This is a genomic window from Vulgatibacter sp. (genome assembly GCF_041687135.1).
Taxonomy (GTDB): Bacteria; Myxococcota; Myxococcia; order Myxococcales; family Vulgatibacteraceae; genus JAWLCN01.
The window spans coordinates 344,319-362,768 of the sequence record NZ_JAWLCN010000004.1 but is presented as its reverse complement, the minus strand read 5'-3'; the positions used below and the strand labels follow the sequence as shown (position 1 = coordinate 362,768).

Below are 18,450 nucleotides of genomic sequence, written 5' to 3'. Positions count from 1 at the left end.
AGGTAGCGAGCGGCTCACGCCCTCACGGCGGCGAGGGCACGTTCACGCCACCGGGGTCGTGGGGCAGGCTCCCCCGCGGCGAGCGGAGGTAGAGGAAGGGCGTGGCGAAGAGCAGGTTCGAGACCCGCGAGGTGTAGATGTCCGCGTAGCGCTCCACCTGCCGGGCGAGGTGGCTCTTGTCGTTCCCGGCGCGCAGCAGCAGACCCCACCTGCCGTGCATCAGCTCGGATCCCGCCTGCGCCAGCGGCGCGATCCGCTCGTCCAGGTGCTGCAGCTCGCCGCGAAGCACGCTCATCCGCTCGGCGAGCGATTCGGCGGAGGCTGCAGGCTGCGGACCATACGCGCGCTCGAGCCGCTGCGCCTGCAGCTGCAGGTGCGCGACCTCCGACTCGATCCGCTCCTTCTCGTTCATCAGCGTCGCGAGCTTCTCCTCGTCCTGCCGGAAGGCCTCCACCGATTCCAGCTCCTCCTCGAGCTCGCGCAGGACGAGGGCGGTGCGCCAGCGCAGGACGTCCTTGGTCACGCGCACGTCGCCGAACATGTGATCGCCGACGTAGAGGATCTCGTCGCCGGTGAGACCGAGATGCTGCTCGACCTGCCGCGCGCTGCCGCCGAGGTAGGCGACGCCGTTGCGCATCGGCCCCACCGCCGGGAGCAGGTAGCCCCGCTCCTCCTCCACCACCTCGAAGAGCGGGTTGCGGGTGGTGAAGAAATGCGGCTTGCGCGCCCCGACGATCACGATCTCGAAGAGGTCGCGCCAGGTCATCGAGCCGGGCAGGAAGCGATCGAACGAATAGCTCATCAGGCGCTGCGTGTAGCTCCACTCCGAGTTGGTGATGAGCAGGAGGCGCTTGCCGGCGTGGTGCTGATCGAGGAGCGCCAGCGCCGCCTCCTCGTCGAGGATCACGTAGCGCTCCGGGTCGGCGAGGATCTCCTCCTTCAGCCTTCCCTCCATGTGCGTCTCGTCGAGGGTCTCGCGCACGAGCTGGTAGAGCGCGTGGTAGCCCACCACCTCCGGCGCCTCGCGGCGATCCACGAGGTCGACGAGCTGCGCGTACATGCACGCCTCCGAGAGCGAGAAGAGCGTGTTCAAGAAGGCCCAGCGCCGCTCGGCGAGATCGACGATCGTACGTGTATAGGCCTCGCGCTGCTCCTCCCACCCGAGGACGCGGGTGCCGTGGGCGGCCTTCTTCACGAAGCCGAAGCGGTTCGCCTTCACGAGGTTGCCGCGCTCCGTGTCGATGACGAGGCCGCGCGCCACCAGCGCCGGATCGAATTCGAGATCCGCCACCGGCCAGCCCCGCTGGAGGAGGCGCGCCTTGAGGTGCTCGTAGGCCCTACGCTCCCAGGCCTCCACGCTGTAGTGCACCAGCGTGTAGTCCATGTCGTAGCCGATGGCCCGGATCGAGCGGAGGTTCAGGGTGCGGTTGCAGTAGATGCGCCGCGCCGGCGGCACGAAGAGGGTCTCGGTCATCACCACCTCGCAGGAACTCGCAGGCGCAAAAGTATAGGCAGCGGTGTATCTTCGCGCGCCAGGATGCTGCGCACCCCCGCCCCGACCACCGAAGCCGAGTTGCTCCAGAACGCCCGCGCCCTGGCAGGCCACCCGCTCGGGCTCGTCGCCGAACGGCACGGCGTCCCGCTCGCGGACGTGCGGCGGGCGAAGGGCTGGATCGGCCAGCTCCTCGAGGTGGCCCTCGGCGCCACCGCCTCCAGCAAGGCCGCGCCCGATTTCGAGCTCATCGGGGTCGAGCTGAAGAGCGTGCCCGTCGACGCCACCGGCAAGCCGCGGGAGACCACCTTCGTCTGCACCGCCGCCCTCGAGGAGATGGGCGAGCAGCGCTGGGAGCAGTCGCGGGTGCAGAAGAAGCTGGCCCGCGTGCTGTGGGTGCCGATCGAGTCCGATCCCGCGATCGAGCTCCCCTGGCGGCGGGTGGGGATGCCGCTGCTCTGGAGCCCCGACGAGGAGGAGGAGCGGCTGCTCAAGGCGGATTGGGACGAGTTCGCCGAGCTGGTGGGCCGCGGCCACGTGGAGGAGATCACCGCCCACCGGGGCCAGGTGCTCCAGATGCGGCCGAAGGGCGCCAACGCTGCACAGGTGCGTTGGGGTGTCGATGCGGACGGCGCACCGGTGCGGGTGGCGCCCCGTGGCTTCTACCTGCGCAGCACCTTCGTCGGGGGCATCCTGCGGCGGGCGTTCGTCGTCGCCCGCTGAGGCGCCGGTGGGCAGCCTCCGCCCCATGAGCGTGGTGCTGCTGGGCGTCCTGATCATCGGCGGTGCCGTCGCGCTCGCGATCGCCACGCAGCTGGTGGTGCGCAGGCGCGTCTCCCTCGAGGTGTTGCAGGCCCACCACACCGTCGCCGGCCACATGCTCGCGGTGGTCGGCGGCATGTTCGGCATCCTACTCGCCTTCGCGGTCGTGGTGGTCTGGGAGCAATACGACCGGGCCCGCGAAGGCGCCGCACGGGAGGCGAACGCTGCGGTCGACCTCTTCCGGCTCACGCGAAACCTGCCGCCGCCGGTGAACGAGCGGATCCCGCTGGCGGTCACCGGCTACCTGGAGTCGGTGATCGATGCCGAGTGGAACGAGCTGCAGCTGGGCCGGCGCAGCAGCGAGACCCAGCGGGCGCTCGACGGGATCTGGGACGCGCTCACCAGATTCACGCCCGACGACGATCGGACGCGCAACCTCCAGCTCGCCGCGCTCGGGCAGGTGGAGGAGCTGAGCGACAGGCGGCGGCTGCGGCTGCTCCACGCGGAGCACGAGCTGCCCGACACGATCTGGGCGGTGCTCGTCGTCGGCGCGGTGCTGACCGTCGCCTTCGCCAACTTCTTCGGGCTTGCCTACCGGCGCTCGCAGGTGGCGATGGTGGCGTCGCTCGCGGGGCTGATCGCGCTGGTGATCTTCACCATCTGGGTCCTCGATCATCCCTACCGCGGCAGGACCCGGATCCACGTCGAGGACTACCGGCTGGCGTTGGAGCTGGTGCGCGGCAGATAGCGGGCGGTCAGGGCCCCATGCCGCCGCGACGGCGCTTGCCGCCGGCGATCGCCCAGATCACCACGGCGAGGATCACCACGCCGGCGATGAGAAAGGGCCAGGCCTGCGCTGCGGCGCCGGGCTGATCGAGCGGCTGCGCCTGCGCGAGCAGCACGGATGCGACGGTGGTCAAAGCGGTCTCGGCCACGGCATTCCCTCCGGCAGCAACGGTGCCCACCCGAACGCGGGGTGGCAACGGATGCTGGCCCTGCGCGCCGCCGCTCGATAGGTTGCTTCCTCTTCAGCCATTGCCTGCAACCTCTGCCGGAGGGACGATGAGCTTCACCACCGACATCCAGGCCGCGACCAGGGAGAACGAGGATTTTCGCCGGGTGCTCTTCACCACCGAGCGGACGCAGCTGGTGGTGATGAGCGTGCTGCCGGGGGACGACGTGGGGCTCGAGACCCACGATCTCGACCAGGTGCTGGTCTTCGTCACCGGGCGCGGCTACAGCCTGCTCGGCGGGAAACGCGGCGAGATCGGGCCGGGGACGGTGGTGGTCGTTCCCGCGGGAACCGAGCACAACTTCGTCAACACCGGCAACGAGCCCCTGAAGCTCTACACGGTCTACGCACCGCCCGAGCATGCCGACGGTACCGTGCACCGCACCAAGGCGGAGGCCGAGGAGGCAGAGGCCCGGGAGCACGGCCACGGGGCGGGGGCCGGGGAGCAGGCGGGGCACGCCTTCACCGTGGGCAGCCTGCGCCGCCGGTAGCGCATCCGATCGAAGAGGCCGAGCTGGCCGGCGCCAGCCGTGCGGGGCTGTGGCGTCGCTCGCGGCTGCCGGCCGAGGTGGGGCCCACCGGATTCGAAGGCCACTGCCGCTCAGGCCACCGCTTCCACCTCCGCGTCCCGTGCGAGCGCGGCGCGGAGCTGCCCCTCGTGCCGATCGCCGACGAAGAGCCCCACTGCCGGATCGAGGCTGCATGCCGCGAGCTGCGACGCGGCGACGTACGCGCCGCTGATCACCAGGCTGTCGCGGAAGGGCCGCTCGCGCCACGGCGGGGCAGGGCGCGCGTGGTAGGCGGACAAAGCCGAGATCGCGGCGAAGAAGGGACCGGTGCCCTTCTCGTTCGCGGAGGCCGGCGCGCCCTTCTGCAGCTGGGCGAAGAGCGGCTCCCTGCGCCGGTCGCGGGCTGCGACCTTCGGCCACGAGAGAAGGAGCTCGCCGGTGTCGTGGAGGACGGTGGCGGCGAGGTCGCGGAGCTGGAAGCGATAGGAGGGCGGCAGCCCGTGGCGCTCGGAGCCGGGGATCATCACGAAGCGCGGCGCCTGGCCGGTGAGGATCCACACGTCGCGTACGCCTGCCTTCGCGTAGCCCGCATGCCGTACCCGCCAGGCTTCGCCCGAGAGCGGCGAGCACTGCACCTCGAAGGCGACGGGCTTCCCGTCGATCACCGCGAGCAGGTCCGCCCGCTGCCCCGTCGCCGGGATCGGCGCTTCGGCCATCACCTCCGCTTCCGGAAAGCAGGCGCGGACCCAGTCGTAGAGCGCGAGCTTGGTGGAGAGATGGAGCTCGCTCTCCGGCCGGTAGTCGGGATCGTCCGAGAGCGCGCACGCCGCCCCGGCGCGGTGGGCGAAATGGGCGATCACCCGCGCCCCGGCCCGGAAGACCACCGGCTCGTCGCAGCACGGGCAGCGCAGCTCCCCCGCGTCGCTCAGGGCCCGCGTCCGCTCCACCTCCACCCGCGGCCCGATCAACCGCTCGTCCCCATGCACCGCACACAGCATCGGCGCAGCATACCTGCCGGCGGACGTGCGAGGATGCGCCCATGAAGATCCATCTCGTCGACGGTACCTACGAGCTCTTCCGGGCCTTCTACGGCGCACCGCCTGCCACCTCGCCGGACGGCAGGGAGGTGGGCGCCGTGCGTGGCCTGCTCCGCAGCCTCGCAGCGCTCCTCGCCGAGCCGGGTGTCACCCACCTCGCCTGCGCCTTCGACACGGTGATCGAGTCGTTCCGCAACGATCTCTTCGCCGGCTACAAGACCGGCGAGGGGATCGATCCCGCGCTCTGGGCGCAATTCCCCCTCGCCGAGGCGGGGTGCAGGGCGATGGGGATCGCCACCTGGTCGATGCTCGAATTCGAGGCGGACGACGCCCTCGCCACCGCGGCTGCGCGATTCGCCGAGGATCCCGCGGTGGAGCAGGTGGTGATCGGATCGCCGGACAAGGATCTCGCCCAATGCGTGCGCGGCGATCGCGTGGTGCTCCTCGATCGCCGCAAGGGCCTCGTGATCGACGAAGCCGGCGTGCGCGAGAAGTTCGGGATCGGCCCCGCCTCGATCCCCGACTACCTCGCGCTCGTCGGCGACACCGCGGACGGCATCCCGGGCATCGCGCGGTGGGGTGCGAAGTCGGCAGCGGCGGTCCTCGCCCACTACCGCCACATCGAGGTGATCCCCGACGACGCCGCAGCCTGGGAGGTACCGGTCCGCGGCGCCGCTGCGCTGGCTGCGAGCCTGCGCGAGGGCCGCGAGCAGGCGCTGCTCTACCGCACCCTGGCGACCCTTCGCACCGACGTGCCGATCGACACCAGCACCCTCGCCTGGCAGGGCGCGGACGGCGGCGCCTTCGCCGCCTTCTGCGCCTCGATCGGGGAGCGGCAGCTCCCCGGCCGGATCCGCTCCCGTTAGCCCGGGCGCGGCTTGCCCCGCTGCACGCGCCACGCCCGGATCCCGAGGAGCACGAGGGTCACGGCGGTGAGCGGCAGCACGAAGAGCAGCATCACGCTGTTGAAGAGCGGAAGCGCGTCGTGCTCGGTGGCGGCGAGGACGAGGAAGAGCGTGTAGGCGGCGTAATAGCCGAGAAAGAGCGCCCCTTCCCACCGTGCGATCAGGTGATCGGTGAAGAAGATCGGCAGGCACGCCACCGCCACGGCCAGCATCACCGGCAGATCGAAGCCGATCATCGACTCGGGCACCGGAAGGCCCGCCGGCGAGACGACGGCGCCGAGGCCCAGCACCGAGAGCAGGTTGAAGAGGTTCGAGCCGACCACGTTGCCCACCGCGATGTCGCGCTGGCCCCGGATGCTGGCGAGCACGGAGGTCGCCACTTCCGGTAGCGAGGTGCCGCCGGCGATGAGGGTGAGGCCGATCACGACCTCGCTCAGGCCGAGGCTCCGGGCGATCGCCACGGCGCCGTCGACGAGCCAGCCGGAGCCGAGCACGAGGAGCCCCAGCCCCGCCGCCATGAAGGCGAGGTCGACGAGGAGTCCCCTCGTCCCCCGGCGCGGCGGCGCCTCCTCCGCCGGCCTGCCCGCTGCGGCGGCCCGCTCCTCCGCGCGGCTCTTGCGCACGAGGTAGACGACGTAGATCACGATGCCGGCAAAGAGCACGAGCCCGTCCCACCTGCCGATGGTGCCGTCGAGAGCGAAGAGCCAGGCGAGGATCGAGGCGCCGATCATCAGCGGCACGTCGAGGCGGACGAGCTGCGCCGAGACCACCAGCGGCGTGACGAGCGCCGAGAGGCCGAGGATGAAGAGTACGTTGAAGACGTTGCTCCCCACCACGTTGCCCAGGGCGAGCGCCGCCTGGCCGCTCCACGCCGAGCTCGTGGTCACCGCCAGCTCCGGTGCGCTGGTGCCGAAGGCCACCACGGTGAGACCGATGACCAGCGGCGAGATCCCCGCAGCAGCGGCGATCCGCGAGGCCCCCTGGACGAGAAGCTCGGCACCGCCGATCAGGGCGACGAAGCCGACGAGGAAGAGGACGAGGGTGAGCGTGCTCATGGGACGCTCGATGTAGAGCGGCGGCGTGGCGCTGTCACGCCGAACCGCCCCTGCCCCGCTTCGGCTTCGTCGAGAGGACGACCGCGTCAACCTGCGGCGGCGCGGCCCAGCCCCGCCACCACGGAGGTGAAGGCGTCGCCGGAGCGGATCCGGTCGGCGCCGAAGCGTTCCTCGAAGATCCGGCGCACCGCAGGGATCTTCGAGGTGCCGCCGGTGAGGAAGATCGCATCGGGCTCCACGCCGCCCGCCTGCTCGAGGACCCGATCCACGGAGGCCTCCAGCTGCGCGCGCAGCGGCGCGGTCCAGGACTCGAAATCGGCGCGGGTCACCAGCTCCTCCACCTCGATGCCGCCCTCGTGGAAGGAGACCGCCGCCTCCTCCTCCTCGCCGAGCCTGCGCTTCGCCGCCTCGACCGCACGGTAGAGCTGGTAGGCGAGGTTGTCCTCGATCAGCGTGACCAGGTTCTGCACCGCGGTCGGATCATCGGCGGTGACCACCGCCTTGCGGAGGAACTCGAGGGTGCTCCGTTCGCGGAGCAGCGCCAGCTCGTGCCAGGCGAGGAGCTTGCGCGGCATCCAGGTGGGCATGGGCATCCGCTGGGTGAAGGCCTTGTAGGTCGTGCCCTCGCCGAAGCGCTGCAGGAGGCGGTTCTCGACGATGGCTGCGTCGAAATTGTCGCCGCCGACGTAGACGCCGGTGGAGGCGATCACGTCCTCCCGGCGGTCGACGTTCTCGGTGCGCGAGGGGCCGAGGCGCATCAGCGTGAAGTCGCTGGTGCCGGCGCCGAAGTCGCCGACGAGCACCACCTCGTCGTGGTCGAGCCCCGCCTCGTAGCCGAGCGCAGCGGCGATGGGCTCGATCAGGAAGGTCGGGGTGGGGAAGCCCGCGATCTCCGCTGCCCGGCAGAGGCGCTCCTCGGCGATCCGATCCTTCTCCGGCTCGGTGGAGAAGACCGCGGGCCTGCCGAAGACCACCCGCTCCACCGGCCCGCCTGCCTCCTCCTCGATCCGCTCCCGCATCCGCCGCAGGACGATCGCCACCAGCTCCTCGAGCCGCAGGCTGCGTCCCCTTACCTCGGTGGCGTGGAAGCTGGTCGAGGGGAGGAAGCTCTTGGCGGACTGGATGAAGCGGCCGTCGATCTCGTCGAGGTAGCGGACGATCGCCTCGCCGCCGGCCAGCGTCTCGCGGCTCCCGTCGGGGAAGTAGAGGACACTGCGGAAGAGGCGCGCGTCCTCGCCCGCCGGATCTACGGCGATCACGCGGGCGGGCGCCCCGGGCCGGGGCCCGGGAAGCGCCGCCGCGCTGTTGGAGGTTCCGAAATCCACGCCGACCCGCACCCCTGCCACTCGAGACCTCCGCGAAAAAAAGCCGGCAAGGTAGTGGCGTCGGGGTGCGGATTGCAAGCCGGGCCCCGGGGTGCTCCATGACCTCCGCACTTGCCGCCGGAAAGCCGCCGGTGTGGCGCTCTGGCGTGCACTCGACAGGTCGCTGGCGCATCGTGGGGCATGGCACCCGCCTGCGGGCTGCGCACCGGTCGCTCGTCGATTAGGTAGAGGTGATGAAGAGCCGCTGGATCCTCGCCTGTGCCGCGCTCCTCGCTGGCGCCGCCTGCGCCGCGCTGCACCGCCCGCCCGCCGTGCAGGGCCTGCCCGTGGACGACCCCGAGGTCGCCTTCAGCGCCGTCTGGATCGGGCACGCCACGGTGCTGCTCCGCTTTGGGGGGGTGCACCTGCTCACCGATCCCAACTTCGCCGGCACGCTCTACGTGGTGCCGCGGGATACGCCGCCCTCCGCCACCGTGCGGGAGTTGCCCTTCGTCCACGCGGCGATCGCCAGCCACATGCACTTCGACCATTTCGACAGGCCGACGCTGCACCAGCTGCTGCCCACCACCGCGCTCTTCTATCCGGCTGGCGGCGAGCCCTACGCGGGCAGCCTGCCCCAGCGGCGCCGCGAGGCCCTGGCGCCGTGGCAGAAGGTCGAGGTCTCCGGCGTCTCGATCACCGCGGTGCCGGTGCAGCACTTCGGCGGACGCTACGGGATCGATTCGGCCTGGAACGACGCCTACAGCGGCTACGTGATCGAGGGAGCGGGACGCACGGTCTTCTTCGCCGGCGACACCGGCTACCACCCCGAGATGTTCAAGGAGATCGGCGCGCGCTTCCCAGGGATCGACGTGGCCTTCGTCCCGATCGCGCCCTACCGCGGCAGCACCTGGGGCAATCCCAAACACGCCAATCCCACCGAGGCGCTGGCGATCTTCCGGGACGTGGGCGCCCGGTTCATGATCCCCATCCACTTCGAGGCCTACTACGGCAACTGGTCGGGCTACGACACGCCGCGCGAGGACCTGGTGCGCTCGGCCAGCTGGCAGGGGCTCACCGATCGCGTCTACGCGCTCTTCCCCGGCGAACGTTTCCTGCTGCCGGACGAGGCCCACGTCCGGCCGCGGGTGAGCCGCGAGGTGAAGAGCCGCGGCCTGCTCTCCTCGTGGTAGACCGAGACACCATGAAGCAGCCGGACAACCAGCCGAACGAGAGCACCCAGCCCGCAAGCGAGCACGAGCGGACCAGCAGCTGCGCCGTCCCGGACACCGAATCGATCTGCCCGGTCTGCGGCGCGCAATACCACTGGGAGCACGCCCACATGATCTGCCCGCGCTGCAAGATCCCGCAGAGCTGCTGCAACTGAAGGACGCAGCCCGCGGTCAGCGCCGCAGCGCCCGGACCAGCTTCGGCAGCGAGACCTCGTAGCGGTAGCTCGTGCCCCGATGCCCATCGTCGAATTCCTCGTGCTCGTGGGGCACGCCGGCGGCGCGTAGCCTCGCCACGAGCTGCCGCAGCCCCCACTGCAGGTGGTACTCGTCGCGGCTGCCGCAATCGAGGAAGAGCAGGTCGAGCTGCTTCAGGCGCTCGAGCACCGCCGGATCCTGCGCGAGCCGGACGGGATCGAAGGCGAGCCACCTCTCCCAGACGTCGGGCAGCAGCGCTGCCGTGGCGGGGTCGAAGGGCAGGCCGATCCCCCGTGGCGCCTGCGGATCGGGCGAGTAGACCGCCGCCATGCAGAGCACGTTCAAGGGGCCGATCCACTTGCCCTCCCGCCTCTTCGGGTCGCTGGCGAAGGCCGCGAGGAAGGCTTCGACGCCGCCGTACTTCTCCAGCGTGCCGGCGAGCTTCGGCAGGTCGGCGAGGTAGGCGTATTCGAAGCACATGTCGCCGGAGTGGCAGGCCACCGCGTGCACCTGCCGCGGGTGGCGGATGGCGTGGAGCAGCGCGCCGAAGCCCCCGGACGATTTGCCCGCCAGCCCGTTCTTCCCGGCGGGGAAGCGCGCCTCGACGGCGGGGCGGAGCTCCTGCCAGAGGTGCTCCTCGTAGCGGCCCACCGCAGGGCTGCTCAGGTATTGGCAGCCGCCGAGGGAGGTGAAGAAGTCGGGCACGGCGATGATCGCGTCGGGCATCCCCTCTGCCGCCAGCTTCTCCACCCGCTGGTGCAGCCCCGGGCTCCAGGGATCGGAAGCGAGCTGCGCCTCGGCGGTGCCGCTGTAGCCGGGGAGAATCCAGATCACGGGCAGCGGATCCGCGCCGACCTCCACGGGCGCCAGGAGGTGGAGGGTGCGCTCGGTCGGATCGCCGAGCGGGTTGCCGCGCAGGACTTCGCTCTGCACGGGGACGCGGTGGTGGTGGTAGCGCATGCCCGCCAGCTTAGGGACCGGGCCGCCATCCGTCGACGGTGCGGGCCCTCCGGTTCCGATCCCCGCCTCCGTTGCCGGCGCCGCATTCCGATCCCACCCTGTGGGTAGGAGCGGGGCGACCCGCATGGAGAGGAGCGAGACGATGAAGCGCCGGGATCCGCTGCTTCCGACCGGTGACCGCGGTGAGGTCACCCGCGAGCTCACCGGCCGCGACGCCAACATGGGTGAGGCCGACGTCGGCGATGCAGGCAATGGCGTCGACTATTGGGGCGCCGACCTGACCGGCGGCCTGCCCCGGCCGATCGAGGACGAGCCCGACCGTCCGGACGACATCGTCCCGGACCGGGTCGAGCGCTGGCCGGGCCAGCCCGCCGACGAGGATCGCGAGCTCACCGCCCAGCCCACGGAGCGGGACACGATCGATCCGGCCGACCTGCCCTGAGGCAGGCCACGACCGCGAACGCAGGAACGGGAAACGGCGCCTCCCCGCGAGGGAAGGCGCCGTTTCCGTTCGGCTCCGGGGCCGGCCGCTAGCGGCAGACCCCGACGCCGCTGCTTACTGCACCGTCACGGTGGTGGTGCTGCCACCGACGACCGTCGAGGTGCCCGTGAGCACGAGCTCCGCCGCGAGGGTGTAGGTACCGGCGGCCGGCACCAGCACCGAGAACGGATAGGTCTCGCCGGCTGCCGTCTGGAGCGCGGTGCTCGAGGCGGCGAAGGCCGGGAAGACCGCGGCGCCGTCGATGTCGGTGACCTCGTTGGTCATCCAGCTGGTGTGGTTGAAGCCGTCGCCGGGCACCGGGTAGTAGAAGGTCACGCCCTGGACGCCGGCGGTGCCGTTGGTCACCGTGAAGCGCCACTCGACCGACGCCGTCGAGTCGAACGAGCTGTGGAGCGTGGCCACGTGGTTGGTGGCGCCGCGCACGTTGGCGGTGAGGCCGTAGCCGCTGAAGCCCACCGTCACCGAGGGGGCAACCGTCATCTCGACGCTGTCGCTGTCGATGGCCACGTCGGTGGTGGCGTCGACCAGCGTGAAGCGCACGGTGCGGTCACCGGTGCCGGGGATCGCCACGCTGAAGGCGTAATCGGCGCCGGCGCCCTGGATGCTGGTGATGGCGAAGCCGCTGTCGAAGGTCGCCACACCGGTCGTGTCGGTGGTCACCACGTCGATCCAGTCGGCGTGGTTGGTCGAGCTCGAGGTCCCCTGGAAGTAGAACTTCGCACCGGCCACCGGGGCATCGCTGCCGTCGGTCACCGAGATGAGCCACTTGCCGGTGGTCGCCGCGGTGTAGCGGTCGTCGAGATCGAAGTGGACCGAGGCCGCCTTGCGGATGCCGTCGCCGAAGCCGCTCCAGTCGGTGAAGGTGGAGACCAGCCGCTCGTAGCTCACCGTCACCGGCGAGGTGGCGTGGCCGAGGAGCTCGCCGGTGACCGCGTCGCGGAGTTCGAGGCGGAGGGTGTAGTCACCCGCCGTCTGCACCAGCAGGCTGAACTCGGTGGTGATGCCCGCACCCTGGAGGCCGGCAGCGGGGAAGCCGCCGGTGGGGCCGAAGGTCGCCTCACCGTTCGCATCGGTGGTGAAGACGTCGGTCCAGGTGGTGTGGTCGGTCGAGGTGCTGGTGCCCTGGTAGTAGGCCTGCACGCCGGCGACGGGGGTGGTGCCCTCGGTCACGGAGGCATGCCACTGGACCATGCGGGTCGGGTCGATGCTGCTGTGCAGCGTCGCGGCGACCGAGGTCAGGCTGCGGACCTGCTCGCGGACCGAGTCGAAGCCTGCGAAGGTGACGTTCAGCTTCTTCTCGCCGACGGTGGCTGCGGTGGCGCCGCTGCCGACCACGACGTTGCTGGCCGAGGTGTTCACCAGCTCCACCGCGACGTTGTAGCTGCCGGCGGTGTTGAAGAGCGCGCTCAGGGTCACCGTGGCGCCGTTGGCCTGGTCGAGGCCGAGGTCGGCGGCGGTGGCAGGAGCTGCCGGGTAGAGGATCACGCCGGAGGCGTCGGTCTCGAGGTAGTCGACCCAGTCGGTGTGCGTCGTCGAGGGCGAGGTGCCCGGGTGGAAGGCGCGAACGCCGGCCACGGGGGTGGTGCCGTTGAGGACGGTGACCTTCCACTGCAGGAGCGCAGCGGCGTCGAAGGTGCTGGGCACCTGGGTCTGGTAGCTCACCGCACCGCGCATGGTCGCCTCGAGGTCGGCGAAGCCGGCGAAGACGAAGGGCGTGGTGGCGGGGGTGCAGCTCGGCGAGAGGCAGCTGTCGTTGTTGTCGGTGTTGCCGTCGTCGCAGAGCTCGACGCCGGTGTTGATCACGCCGTCGCCGCAGACGTTGGGCACGCAGGTGGCGCGGCAGCCGTCGGTGTCGACGGTGTTGCCGTCGTCGCAGGTCTCGTTCGCGTCGATGAAGCCGTCGCCGCAGACCGGGATGGTGCAGGGCGAGGCGTGGGTGGCGTCACGGCAGTCGGCGGGAGCGCCGGGGGCAGCCGGGTCGCACTCCTCGACGTTGGCGCGGACGAAGCCGTCGCCGCAGGTGGCGATCATGCAACCGGTGACGCAGGCGTCGGTGTCGCTGGCGTTGCCGTCGTCGCATTCCTCGACGCCGGTGTTGAGGAAGCCGTCGCCGCAGGTGTTGAAGGCGAGGCAGGTGCCGAGGCACTCGTCGTTGTTGGCGGTGTTGCCGTCGTCGCAGACCTCGCCGGTATCCTGCACGCCGTCACCGCAGGTCGGGAGGCGGCAATCGGTGCGGCAGGTGTCCGGCGCGGTGTCGCTGTTGTCGACGCCCTGGTCGCACTGCTCGACGCCGGTCCACACGTGGCCGTCGCCGCAGGTGTTGACCTCGCAGGTGCTCAGGCAGCCGTCGTTCTCGTTGGTATTGCCGTCGTCGCACGCCTCACCCTCGTCGACGATGCGATCGCCGCAGCGGGGGATGGTGCAGTTCTGGCGGCAGTTGGCGGGTGCGTTGGGATCGAGCGGATCACACTGCTCGACGCCGGTGCGGGTGTTGCCGTCGCCGCAGACCGCCCAGACGCAGTTGACGCAGGCGTCCGTCGGATCCTCGTTGCCGTCGTCGCAGGCCTCGCCCTGTGCGCTGTCGGGGATGCCGTCGCCGCAGTTGGGGAGGGTGCAGTTCGAGCGGCAGTCGCGGTTGAGGCTGGGCTCGCAGGCCTCGACGGTCGGGTTCGGATGCAGGAAGCCGTCGCCGCAGACGTTGAACTCGCACGCCGTGGTGCAGTCGCCGTTGAAGGACGGGTCACCCCAGTCGCAGGCCTCGATGCCTTCCCAGGTGTGGCCGTCGCCGCACACGTTGTTCCGGCAGCTGTCGGTGCAGGAGTCGGTGTTGTCGTCGTTGGCGTCGTCGCAATCCTCGTTGAAGTCGACGATGCCGTCGCCGCAGACCGGCGCGCTGCAGTCGTTGCGGCAGGCGTCGTCGTTGTCGAGGTTGCCGTCGTCGCAGCTCTCGCCCGGATCCACGACGCCGTCGCCGCAGAAGGCAGCCCGGCAGTCGGTGCGGCAGGCACCCGCCTCGGTGTCGCTGTTCGCGTCACCGGCGTCGCAATCCTCGCCGTCGTCCATCACGCCGTCGCCGCAATAGGCGAAGCGGCAGTCGGTGCGGCACGAGTCGGGCTCGGTGTCGCTGTTGGTGGCGCCGCCGTCGCACTCTTCCGGGTCGTCCCCGGCGGTCCGCACGAAGCCGTCACCACAAGAAGCCAGCCGGCAGGTGTCGAGGCACGCGTCGGTATTGTCCCGATTGGCGTCGTCGCACTCCTCGCCCTCTTCCTGGATGCCATTTCCACAGAACGGATCGTCAGAGCCGCCGGTGCCACCCGTGCCACCGGTACCGCCGGTGGCGCCGGTGCCGCCCGTGCCGCCACCGTTGGCCTCTTCGCCACAGGCGAAGAGACCCAGGCAGGCGAGGAGGACCGCCATTTTCGCAAAAGATCTCGACATCTTTCTGTCTCCTCCCGAGGGCACACCCACCCCCTGGAACAAGAAAGTCGTTCGGCTACTAACCGAGAGAGGGGGGAATGCTACTGGGGATGCCGGGTTGTGATCAATCTTCCACTGGTGGAGCACGGTGGTCCGAATCGTGGCAGCCCTGCTGCCGGATGGTCCCCAATGCGCCCCGGGACGGTGGCGAAAGCCCGTGCCCGGGGGGCGCATGCGCAGGGCAGAAGCGCCTGATCCCGGGGACTTGCATACGGAGCGGGCGAGCACCATGGTGCCGCCGGACGGCAGCGCTCCCGCCCTGAAAACTTTCTGGCGACCCCTGCCAAAAGGCTGTCAGGGAGGCGACCTCCGACGGGCTCGGGCGGTGTCGGGAAGCCGCCTGCCAGCGCGCAGGGCGGCCCACCCGGCGCCCCTTCGCCGATCACGCGTACTTGCATCGACGCGACTGAGTGACCATTCAGTCGGGTTTGACGCGGGGCGTTAGCCGTGCCTAGAACTACCCCTTCCCCGCGCATTGGAGGAACCATGGCCGCCAAAGGCAAGGCAGGCGGGCAGACGACGAGGCGGGTCGCCATCGTCGCCGGCCTGCGGACGCCCTTCGTGAAGGCGAACGGCGTCTTCGGAAAGCTCACCGCCCTCGATCTCGGCAAGACGGTGGTCAGCGAGCTCGTCGCCCGCACCAACCTCGACCGGGACTCGATCGATCTGCTCGTCTACGGCCAGGTCGTTCCCTCGGTCAGCGCCCCCAACATCGCCCGGGAGATCGTGCTCGGCACCGGCCTGCCGCAGGAGGTGGACGCCTGGTCGGTCTCCCGCGCCTGCGCCACCTCGGTGCAGTCCTTCGTCTCGGCTGCGGACCAGATCGCCCTCGGCAACGCCGACGTGGCCATCGCCGGCGGCGCCGAATGTCTCTCGGACATCCCCTTCACCGTCTCGCGGCCCCTGGCGGACGCCCTCGTCGCCGCCTCCCGCGCGAGGGACATTTCCTCGAAGCTGAAGAGCTTCGCCCACCTCTCCGCGAGGGACCTGCTGCCGATTCCGCCGGCGCTCAAGGAGCCCTCCACCGGGCTGACCATGGGCGAGAGCGCGGAGAAGATGGCGCAGGAGAACGGCATCTCCCGCGAGGCGCAGGATCGCTTCGCCAAGCGCTCCCACGACAACGCGGCGAAGGCGTGGGCAGAAGGGAAGTACGCGCAGGAGGTGATGCACGTCGTCGTGCCGCCGCGCTACACCCACGCCGCCGCCGAGGACGACTTCGTCCGCAAGGACACTGCCCTCGAGAAGATGGCGCAGCTCAAGCCCGTCTTCGACCGCAGATACGGCACCATCACCGCCGCCAACGCCTCCGGCCTCACCGACGGCGCCTCGGCGCTGCTGCTGATGAGCGAGGAGAAGGCGAAGGCCCTGGGCTACGAGCCCCTCGGCTACCTGCGCTCCTACGCCTTCACCGCCCTCGATCCGAAGGGGCAGATGCTGCTCGGGCCCGCCTTCGCCACGCCGAAGGCCCTCGATCGCGCCGGCCTCACGCTGCAGGAGATGGACGTGGTCGAGATTCACGAGGCCTTCGCCGCGGTGGTCCTCTCGATCCTCCAGGCCTTCGAATCGAAGAAATTCGCCGAGGAGCGCCTGGGCCGCAGCGAGGCGGTGGGCAGCGTCGACGAGAGCAAGCTCAACGTCAACGGGGGCTCGATCGCCCTCGGCCACCCCTTCGCCGCCACCGGCGCCCGGATGATCCTGAGCACCCTCAACGAGCTGAAGCGCCGCGACCGGCAGTTCGGCCTCGTCACCCTTTGCGCTGCTGGCGGCCTCGGCGCCGCCACCGTCCTGGAGCGGCAGTGATGGCACGTGCCACCCGCGATATCGAGTACCGCTTCTTCCGCGTCGCGATCGACGGCGACGGGGTCGCCGTCGTCACCCTCGACGAGCCGGGCGAGTCGGTGAACACCCTCTCCGACGAGCTGCAGGAGGAGATGCGGCGGCTCTGGCCCACGTTGCAGGACGATCCGAAGGTGAAGGCGATCGTCCTCACCTCGGGCAAGAAGGACAATTTCATCGCCGGCGCGAAGATCGAGATGCTCCAGCGCTGCCAGTCCGCCCGGGAGGCGACCGACCTCTCCCGCGGCGGCCAGCAGATGCTCGACCAGATCGCCGCTTCGCCCAAGCCGGTGATCGCGGCGATCGACGGCGCCGCCCTCGGCGGCGGCCTCGAGCTGGCGCTCGCCTGCCACTACCGCGTCGCCACCGAGAACAGGAAGACCGCCCTCGGCCTCCCCGAGGTGATGCTCGGCCTGATCCCCGGCGCCGGCGGCACCCAGCGGTTGCCCCGGCTCATCGGCGCGCAGCAGGCGCTCGGCCTCATCCTCACCGGCAAGCAGCTCAAGGCGAAGAAGGCCTGGAAGCTCGGGATCGTCGACGAGGTGGTGCCGCAGCCGCTGCTCCTGCAGGTGGCGAAGGAGCGCGCCGCGGCGTTCGGCGGCGGCAGGCGGCTGCCGCTCCGGGGCCACGAGGCGCTGATCGCGCAGCTCAAGAAGGGCAAGGCGGATCAGCAGGCGCTCATGGCGCTCGCCCTGGAGGAGAACCCGGTGGGCAGGCGCATCCTCTTCCGCCAGGCGGAGAAGCAGGCGCTCAAGAAGAGCCGCGGCAACTACCCGGCGATCCCCGCTGCGATCGAGGCGGTGCGCACCGGCCTCGAGTCGGGGATGGAGAAGGGCCTGCAGAAGGAGGCGGAGCTCTTCGGCCAGCTGGTCACCACCGACGTCTCGAAGCAGTTGGTGCGGGTCTTCTTCGCCCAGAACGCGCTCAAGAAGGACAGCGGCGTCGACGACCCCTCGGTGCAGCCGAAGGCGGTGAAGCAGGTGGCGGTCCTCGGCGGCGGCCTCATGGGCGGCGGCATCGCCTACGTCACCAGCGCGGTGGCCGGGAAGCCGGTCCGGCTCAAGGAGCGCGACGACGAGGGGCTCGGCCGCGGCTACGCCTACGTGCGCGGCATCCTCGACGAGCGGGTGAAGCGAAGGAGCATCACCCGCCTCGATCGCGAGGAGGTGATGGCGCGCCTCACCGGCACCAGCGGCTACGAGGGGCTGCAGGGCGCCGACGTGGTGATCGAGGCGGTCTTCGAGGACCTCGCCCTCAAGCACCGCGTGATCCGGGACATCGAGGCGGTGACGCGCGACGATGCGATCTTCGCCTCGAATACCTCGACGCTGCCGATCACCAAGCTCGCCGAGGCGTCGAAGTGGCCGGAGACGGTGGTGGGGATGCACTACTTCTCCCCGGTCCACAAGATGCCGCTCCTCGAGGTGATCAACGGGGAGAAGACCGCCCCCTGGGTCACCGCTACCGCGGTGGCGCTGGGCAAGGCCCAGGGCAAGACGGTCATCGTCGTCAACGACGGGCCCGGCTTCTACACCTCGCGCATCCTCGGCCCCTACGTGAACGAGGCCGCCTGGCTCCTCTCCGAGGGCGCCGACATCCACCAGGTGGACGAGGCGATGGTCGACTGGGGCTTCCCCGTCGGCCCGATCATGCTCCTCGACGAGGTGGGGATCGACGTGGCGCAGAAGGCGTCGAAGACGATGCTCGAAGCCTTCGGCGAGCGGATGCGGCCGCCGGAGGCGCTGCAGAAGGTGATCGACGATGGCCGCCTCGGGCGCAAGAACGGCAAGGGCTTCTACACCTACGGGGAGAAGAAGAAGCACGTCGATCCCACCGTCTACCGGCTCCTTCCCGGTGGCGAGAAGCGCAAACGCTTCGACAAGCGGGAGATCCAGGATCGCCTCGGCTTGCAGTTCTGCAACGAGGCGGCCCTCTGCCTCGAGCAGCGAATCCTCCGCAGCGCACGCGACGGCGACATCGGTGCGATCTTCGGCCTCGGCTTCCCGCCCTTCCGCGGCGGCCCCTTCCGCTACATGGACGCGGAAGGCGTCGGCGAGATCGTCCGGCGGATGCGCGAGCTGGAGCAGAAGCTCGGCCAGCGCTTCAAGCCGGCGCAGCTCCTCGTCGACATGGCGGCGAAGGGCGAGTCCTTCTACGCCGACTGACACGGCG

The 18,450-nt window shown here is 70.4% G+C and carries 16 protein-coding genes; 9 read left to right on the top strand and 7 right to left on the bottom strand.

The window, feature by feature from the left end; translation table 11 throughout:
- Positions 1–22: 22 nt before the first annotated feature.
- Entirely contained in the window at positions 23–1,474 is a 1,452-nt protein-coding gene (locus ACESMR_RS12660; protein WP_373047440.1) for an HAD-IG family 5'-nucleotidase, read from the bottom strand.
- Positions 1,475–1,537: 63 nt separating this feature from the next.
- On the opposite strand from ACESMR_RS12660, the gene mutH reads away from it, so the two are divergent.
- A complete protein-coding gene (gene mutH / locus ACESMR_RS12655) occupies positions 1,538–2,215 on the top strand; it encodes a DNA mismatch repair endonuclease MutH (protein ID WP_373047439.1) in 678 nt (225 codons plus the stop codon).
- A 25-nt stretch (positions 2,216–2,240) separates the two neighbouring features.
- Positions 2,241–3,002 (top strand): hypothetical protein, encoded by a 762-nt coding sequence (locus ACESMR_RS12650; protein ID WP_373047438.1) that lies wholly within the window; start codon positions 2,241–2,243, stop codon positions 3,000–3,002.
- A 7-nt stretch (positions 3,003–3,009) separates the two neighbouring features.
- On the opposite strand, the gene ACESMR_RS12645 is transcribed toward ACESMR_RS12650, so the two are convergent.
- Complete coding sequence (locus ACESMR_RS12645) at positions 3,010–3,189, bottom strand: hypothetical protein (protein ID WP_373047437.1); 180 nt, start codon at positions 3,187–3,189, stop codon at positions 3,010–3,012.
- A 127-nt stretch (positions 3,190–3,316) separates the two neighbouring features.
- Here ACESMR_RS12645 and ACESMR_RS12640 point away from each other — a divergent pair, with 127 nt between their 5' ends.
- Complete coding sequence (locus tag ACESMR_RS12640) at positions 3,317–3,757, top strand: cupin domain-containing protein (RefSeq protein WP_373047436.1); 441 nt, start codon at positions 3,317–3,319, stop codon at positions 3,755–3,757.
- 110 nt (positions 3,758–3,867) lie between these two features.
- Here ACESMR_RS12640 and ACESMR_RS12635 read toward each other — a convergent pair whose 3' ends face one another.
- The gene (locus tag ACESMR_RS12635; protein WP_373047435.1) at positions 3,868–4,743 is read right to left on the bottom strand and encodes a competence protein CoiA; all 876 of its coding nucleotides are present in this window, start codon (positions 4,741–4,743) and stop codon (positions 3,868–3,870) included.
- A 71-nt stretch (positions 4,744–4,814) separates the two neighbouring features.
- Here ACESMR_RS12635 and ACESMR_RS12630 point away from each other — a divergent pair, with 71 nt between their 5' ends.
- Entirely contained in the window at positions 4,815–5,678 is an 864-nt protein-coding gene (locus ACESMR_RS12630) for a 5'-3' exonuclease H3TH domain-containing protein (protein ID WP_373047434.1), read from the top strand.
- Here the strand turns inward: ACESMR_RS12630 and ACESMR_RS12625 are convergent.
- Both ACESMR_RS12625 and ACESMR_RS12620 read right to left on the bottom strand, forming a co-directional pair.
- Positions 5,675–6,772: a calcium/sodium antiporter gene (locus ACESMR_RS12625; RefSeq protein WP_373047433.1), complete on the bottom strand. Its 1,098-nt coding sequence runs from the start codon at positions 6,770–6,772 to the stop codon at positions 5,675–5,677. The genes ACESMR_RS12630 and ACESMR_RS12625 overlap by 4 nt on opposite strands.
- Positions 6,773–6,858: 86 nt before the next feature.
- Complete coding sequence (locus tag ACESMR_RS12620) at positions 6,859–8,118, bottom strand: Hsp70 family protein (protein ID WP_373047432.1); 1,260 nt, start codon at positions 8,116–8,118, stop codon at positions 6,859–6,861.
- A 212-nt stretch (positions 8,119–8,330) separates the two neighbouring features.
- On the opposite strand from ACESMR_RS12620, the gene ACESMR_RS12615 reads away from it, so the two are divergent.
- Both ACESMR_RS12615 and ACESMR_RS12610 read left to right on the top strand, forming a co-directional pair.
- Positions 8,331–9,269, top strand: coding sequence for an MBL fold metallo-hydrolase (locus tag ACESMR_RS12615; protein ID WP_373047431.1), 939 nt, complete (start codon positions 8,331–8,333; stop codon positions 9,267–9,269).
- Between the two features lie 11 nt (positions 9,270–9,280).
- Complete coding sequence (locus ACESMR_RS12610; protein WP_373047430.1) at positions 9,281–9,463, top strand: hypothetical protein; 183 nt, start codon at positions 9,281–9,283, stop codon at positions 9,461–9,463.
- Positions 9,464–9,479: 16 nt separating this feature from the next.
- Here ACESMR_RS12610 and ACESMR_RS12605 read toward each other — a convergent pair whose 3' ends face one another.
- Complete coding sequence (locus ACESMR_RS12605) at positions 9,480–10,463, bottom strand: alpha/beta hydrolase-fold protein (protein ID WP_373047429.1); 984 nt, start codon at positions 10,461–10,463, stop codon at positions 9,480–9,482.
- Between the two features lie 142 nt (positions 10,464–10,605).
- On the opposite strand from ACESMR_RS12605, the gene ACESMR_RS12600 reads away from it, so the two are divergent.
- Positions 10,606–10,905, top strand: coding sequence for a hypothetical protein (locus tag ACESMR_RS12600; protein WP_373047428.1), 300 nt, complete (start codon positions 10,606–10,608; stop codon positions 10,903–10,905).
- A 114-nt stretch (positions 10,906–11,019) separates the two neighbouring features.
- On the opposite strand, the gene ACESMR_RS12595 is transcribed toward ACESMR_RS12600, so the two are convergent.
- On the bottom strand, positions 11,020–14,403 hold the full coding sequence (locus ACESMR_RS12595; protein WP_373047427.1) for a DUF4215 domain-containing protein: 3,384 nt from the start codon (positions 14,401–14,403) through the stop codon (positions 11,020–11,022).
- A gap of 525 nt (positions 14,404–14,928) precedes the next feature.
- Between ACESMR_RS12595 and fadI the strand changes: the two genes are divergently transcribed.
- Positions 14,929–16,242 carry an acetyl-CoA C-acyltransferase FadI gene (fadI, locus tag ACESMR_RS12590; RefSeq protein ID WP_373047426.1) on the top strand — a complete coding sequence of 438 codons (1,314 nt, stop codon included), beginning with the start codon at positions 14,929–14,931 and terminating at the stop codon, positions 16,240–16,242.
- Positions 16,242–18,443, top strand: coding sequence for a fatty acid oxidation complex subunit alpha FadJ (fadJ, locus tag ACESMR_RS12585; protein ID WP_373047425.1), 2,202 nt, complete (start codon positions 16,242–16,244; stop codon positions 18,441–18,443). The genes fadI and fadJ overlap by 1 nt, the downstream gene beginning before the upstream one ends.
- Positions 18,444–18,450 lie beyond the last annotated feature (7 nt).

Bases quoted from the DNA above. Each gene is read 5' to 3' on its own strand.
- ACESMR_RS12660 (WP_373047440.1), bottom strand. From the start codon at position 1,474: ATGACCGAGACCCTCTTCGTGCCGCCGGCGCGGCGCATCTACTGCAAC.
- mutH (WP_373047439.1), top strand. From the start codon at position 1,538: ATGCTGCGCACCCCCGCCCCGACCACCGAAGCCGAGTTGCTCCAGAAC.
- ACESMR_RS12650 (WP_373047438.1), top strand. From the start codon at position 2,241: ATGAGCGTGGTGCTGCTGGGCGTCCTGATCATCGGCGGTGCCGTCGCG.
- ACESMR_RS12640 (WP_373047436.1), top strand. From the start codon at position 3,317: ATGAGCTTCACCACCGACATCCAGGCCGCGACCAGGGAGAACGAGGAT.
- ACESMR_RS12630 (WP_373047434.1), top strand. From the start codon at position 4,815: ATGAAGATCCATCTCGTCGACGGTACCTACGAGCTCTTCCGGGCCTTC.
- ACESMR_RS12625 (WP_373047433.1), bottom strand. From the start codon at position 6,772: ATGAGCACGCTCACCCTCGTCCTCTTCCTCGTCGGCTTCGTCGCCCTG.
- ACESMR_RS12615 (WP_373047431.1), top strand. From the start codon at position 8,331: ATGAAGAGCCGCTGGATCCTCGCCTGTGCCGCGCTCCTCGCTGGCGCC.
- ACESMR_RS12610 (WP_373047430.1), top strand. From the start codon at position 9,281: ATGAAGCAGCCGGACAACCAGCCGAACGAGAGCACCCAGCCCGCAAGC.
- ACESMR_RS12605 (WP_373047429.1), bottom strand. From the start codon at position 10,463: ATGCGCTACCACCACCACCGCGTCCCCGTGCAGAGCGAAGTCCTGCGC.
- ACESMR_RS12600 (WP_373047428.1), top strand. From the start codon at position 10,606: ATGAAGCGCCGGGATCCGCTGCTTCCGACCGGTGACCGCGGTGAGGTC.
- ACESMR_RS12595 (WP_373047427.1), bottom strand. From the start codon at position 14,403: ATGTCGAGATCTTTTGCGAAAATGGCGGTCCTCCTCGCCTGCCTGGGT.
- fadI (WP_373047426.1), top strand. From the start codon at position 14,929: ATGGCCGCCAAAGGCAAGGCAGGCGGGCAGACGACGAGGCGGGTCGCC.
- fadJ (WP_373047425.1), top strand. From the start codon at position 16,242: ATGGCACGTGCCACCCGCGATATCGAGTACCGCTTCTTCCGCGTCGCG.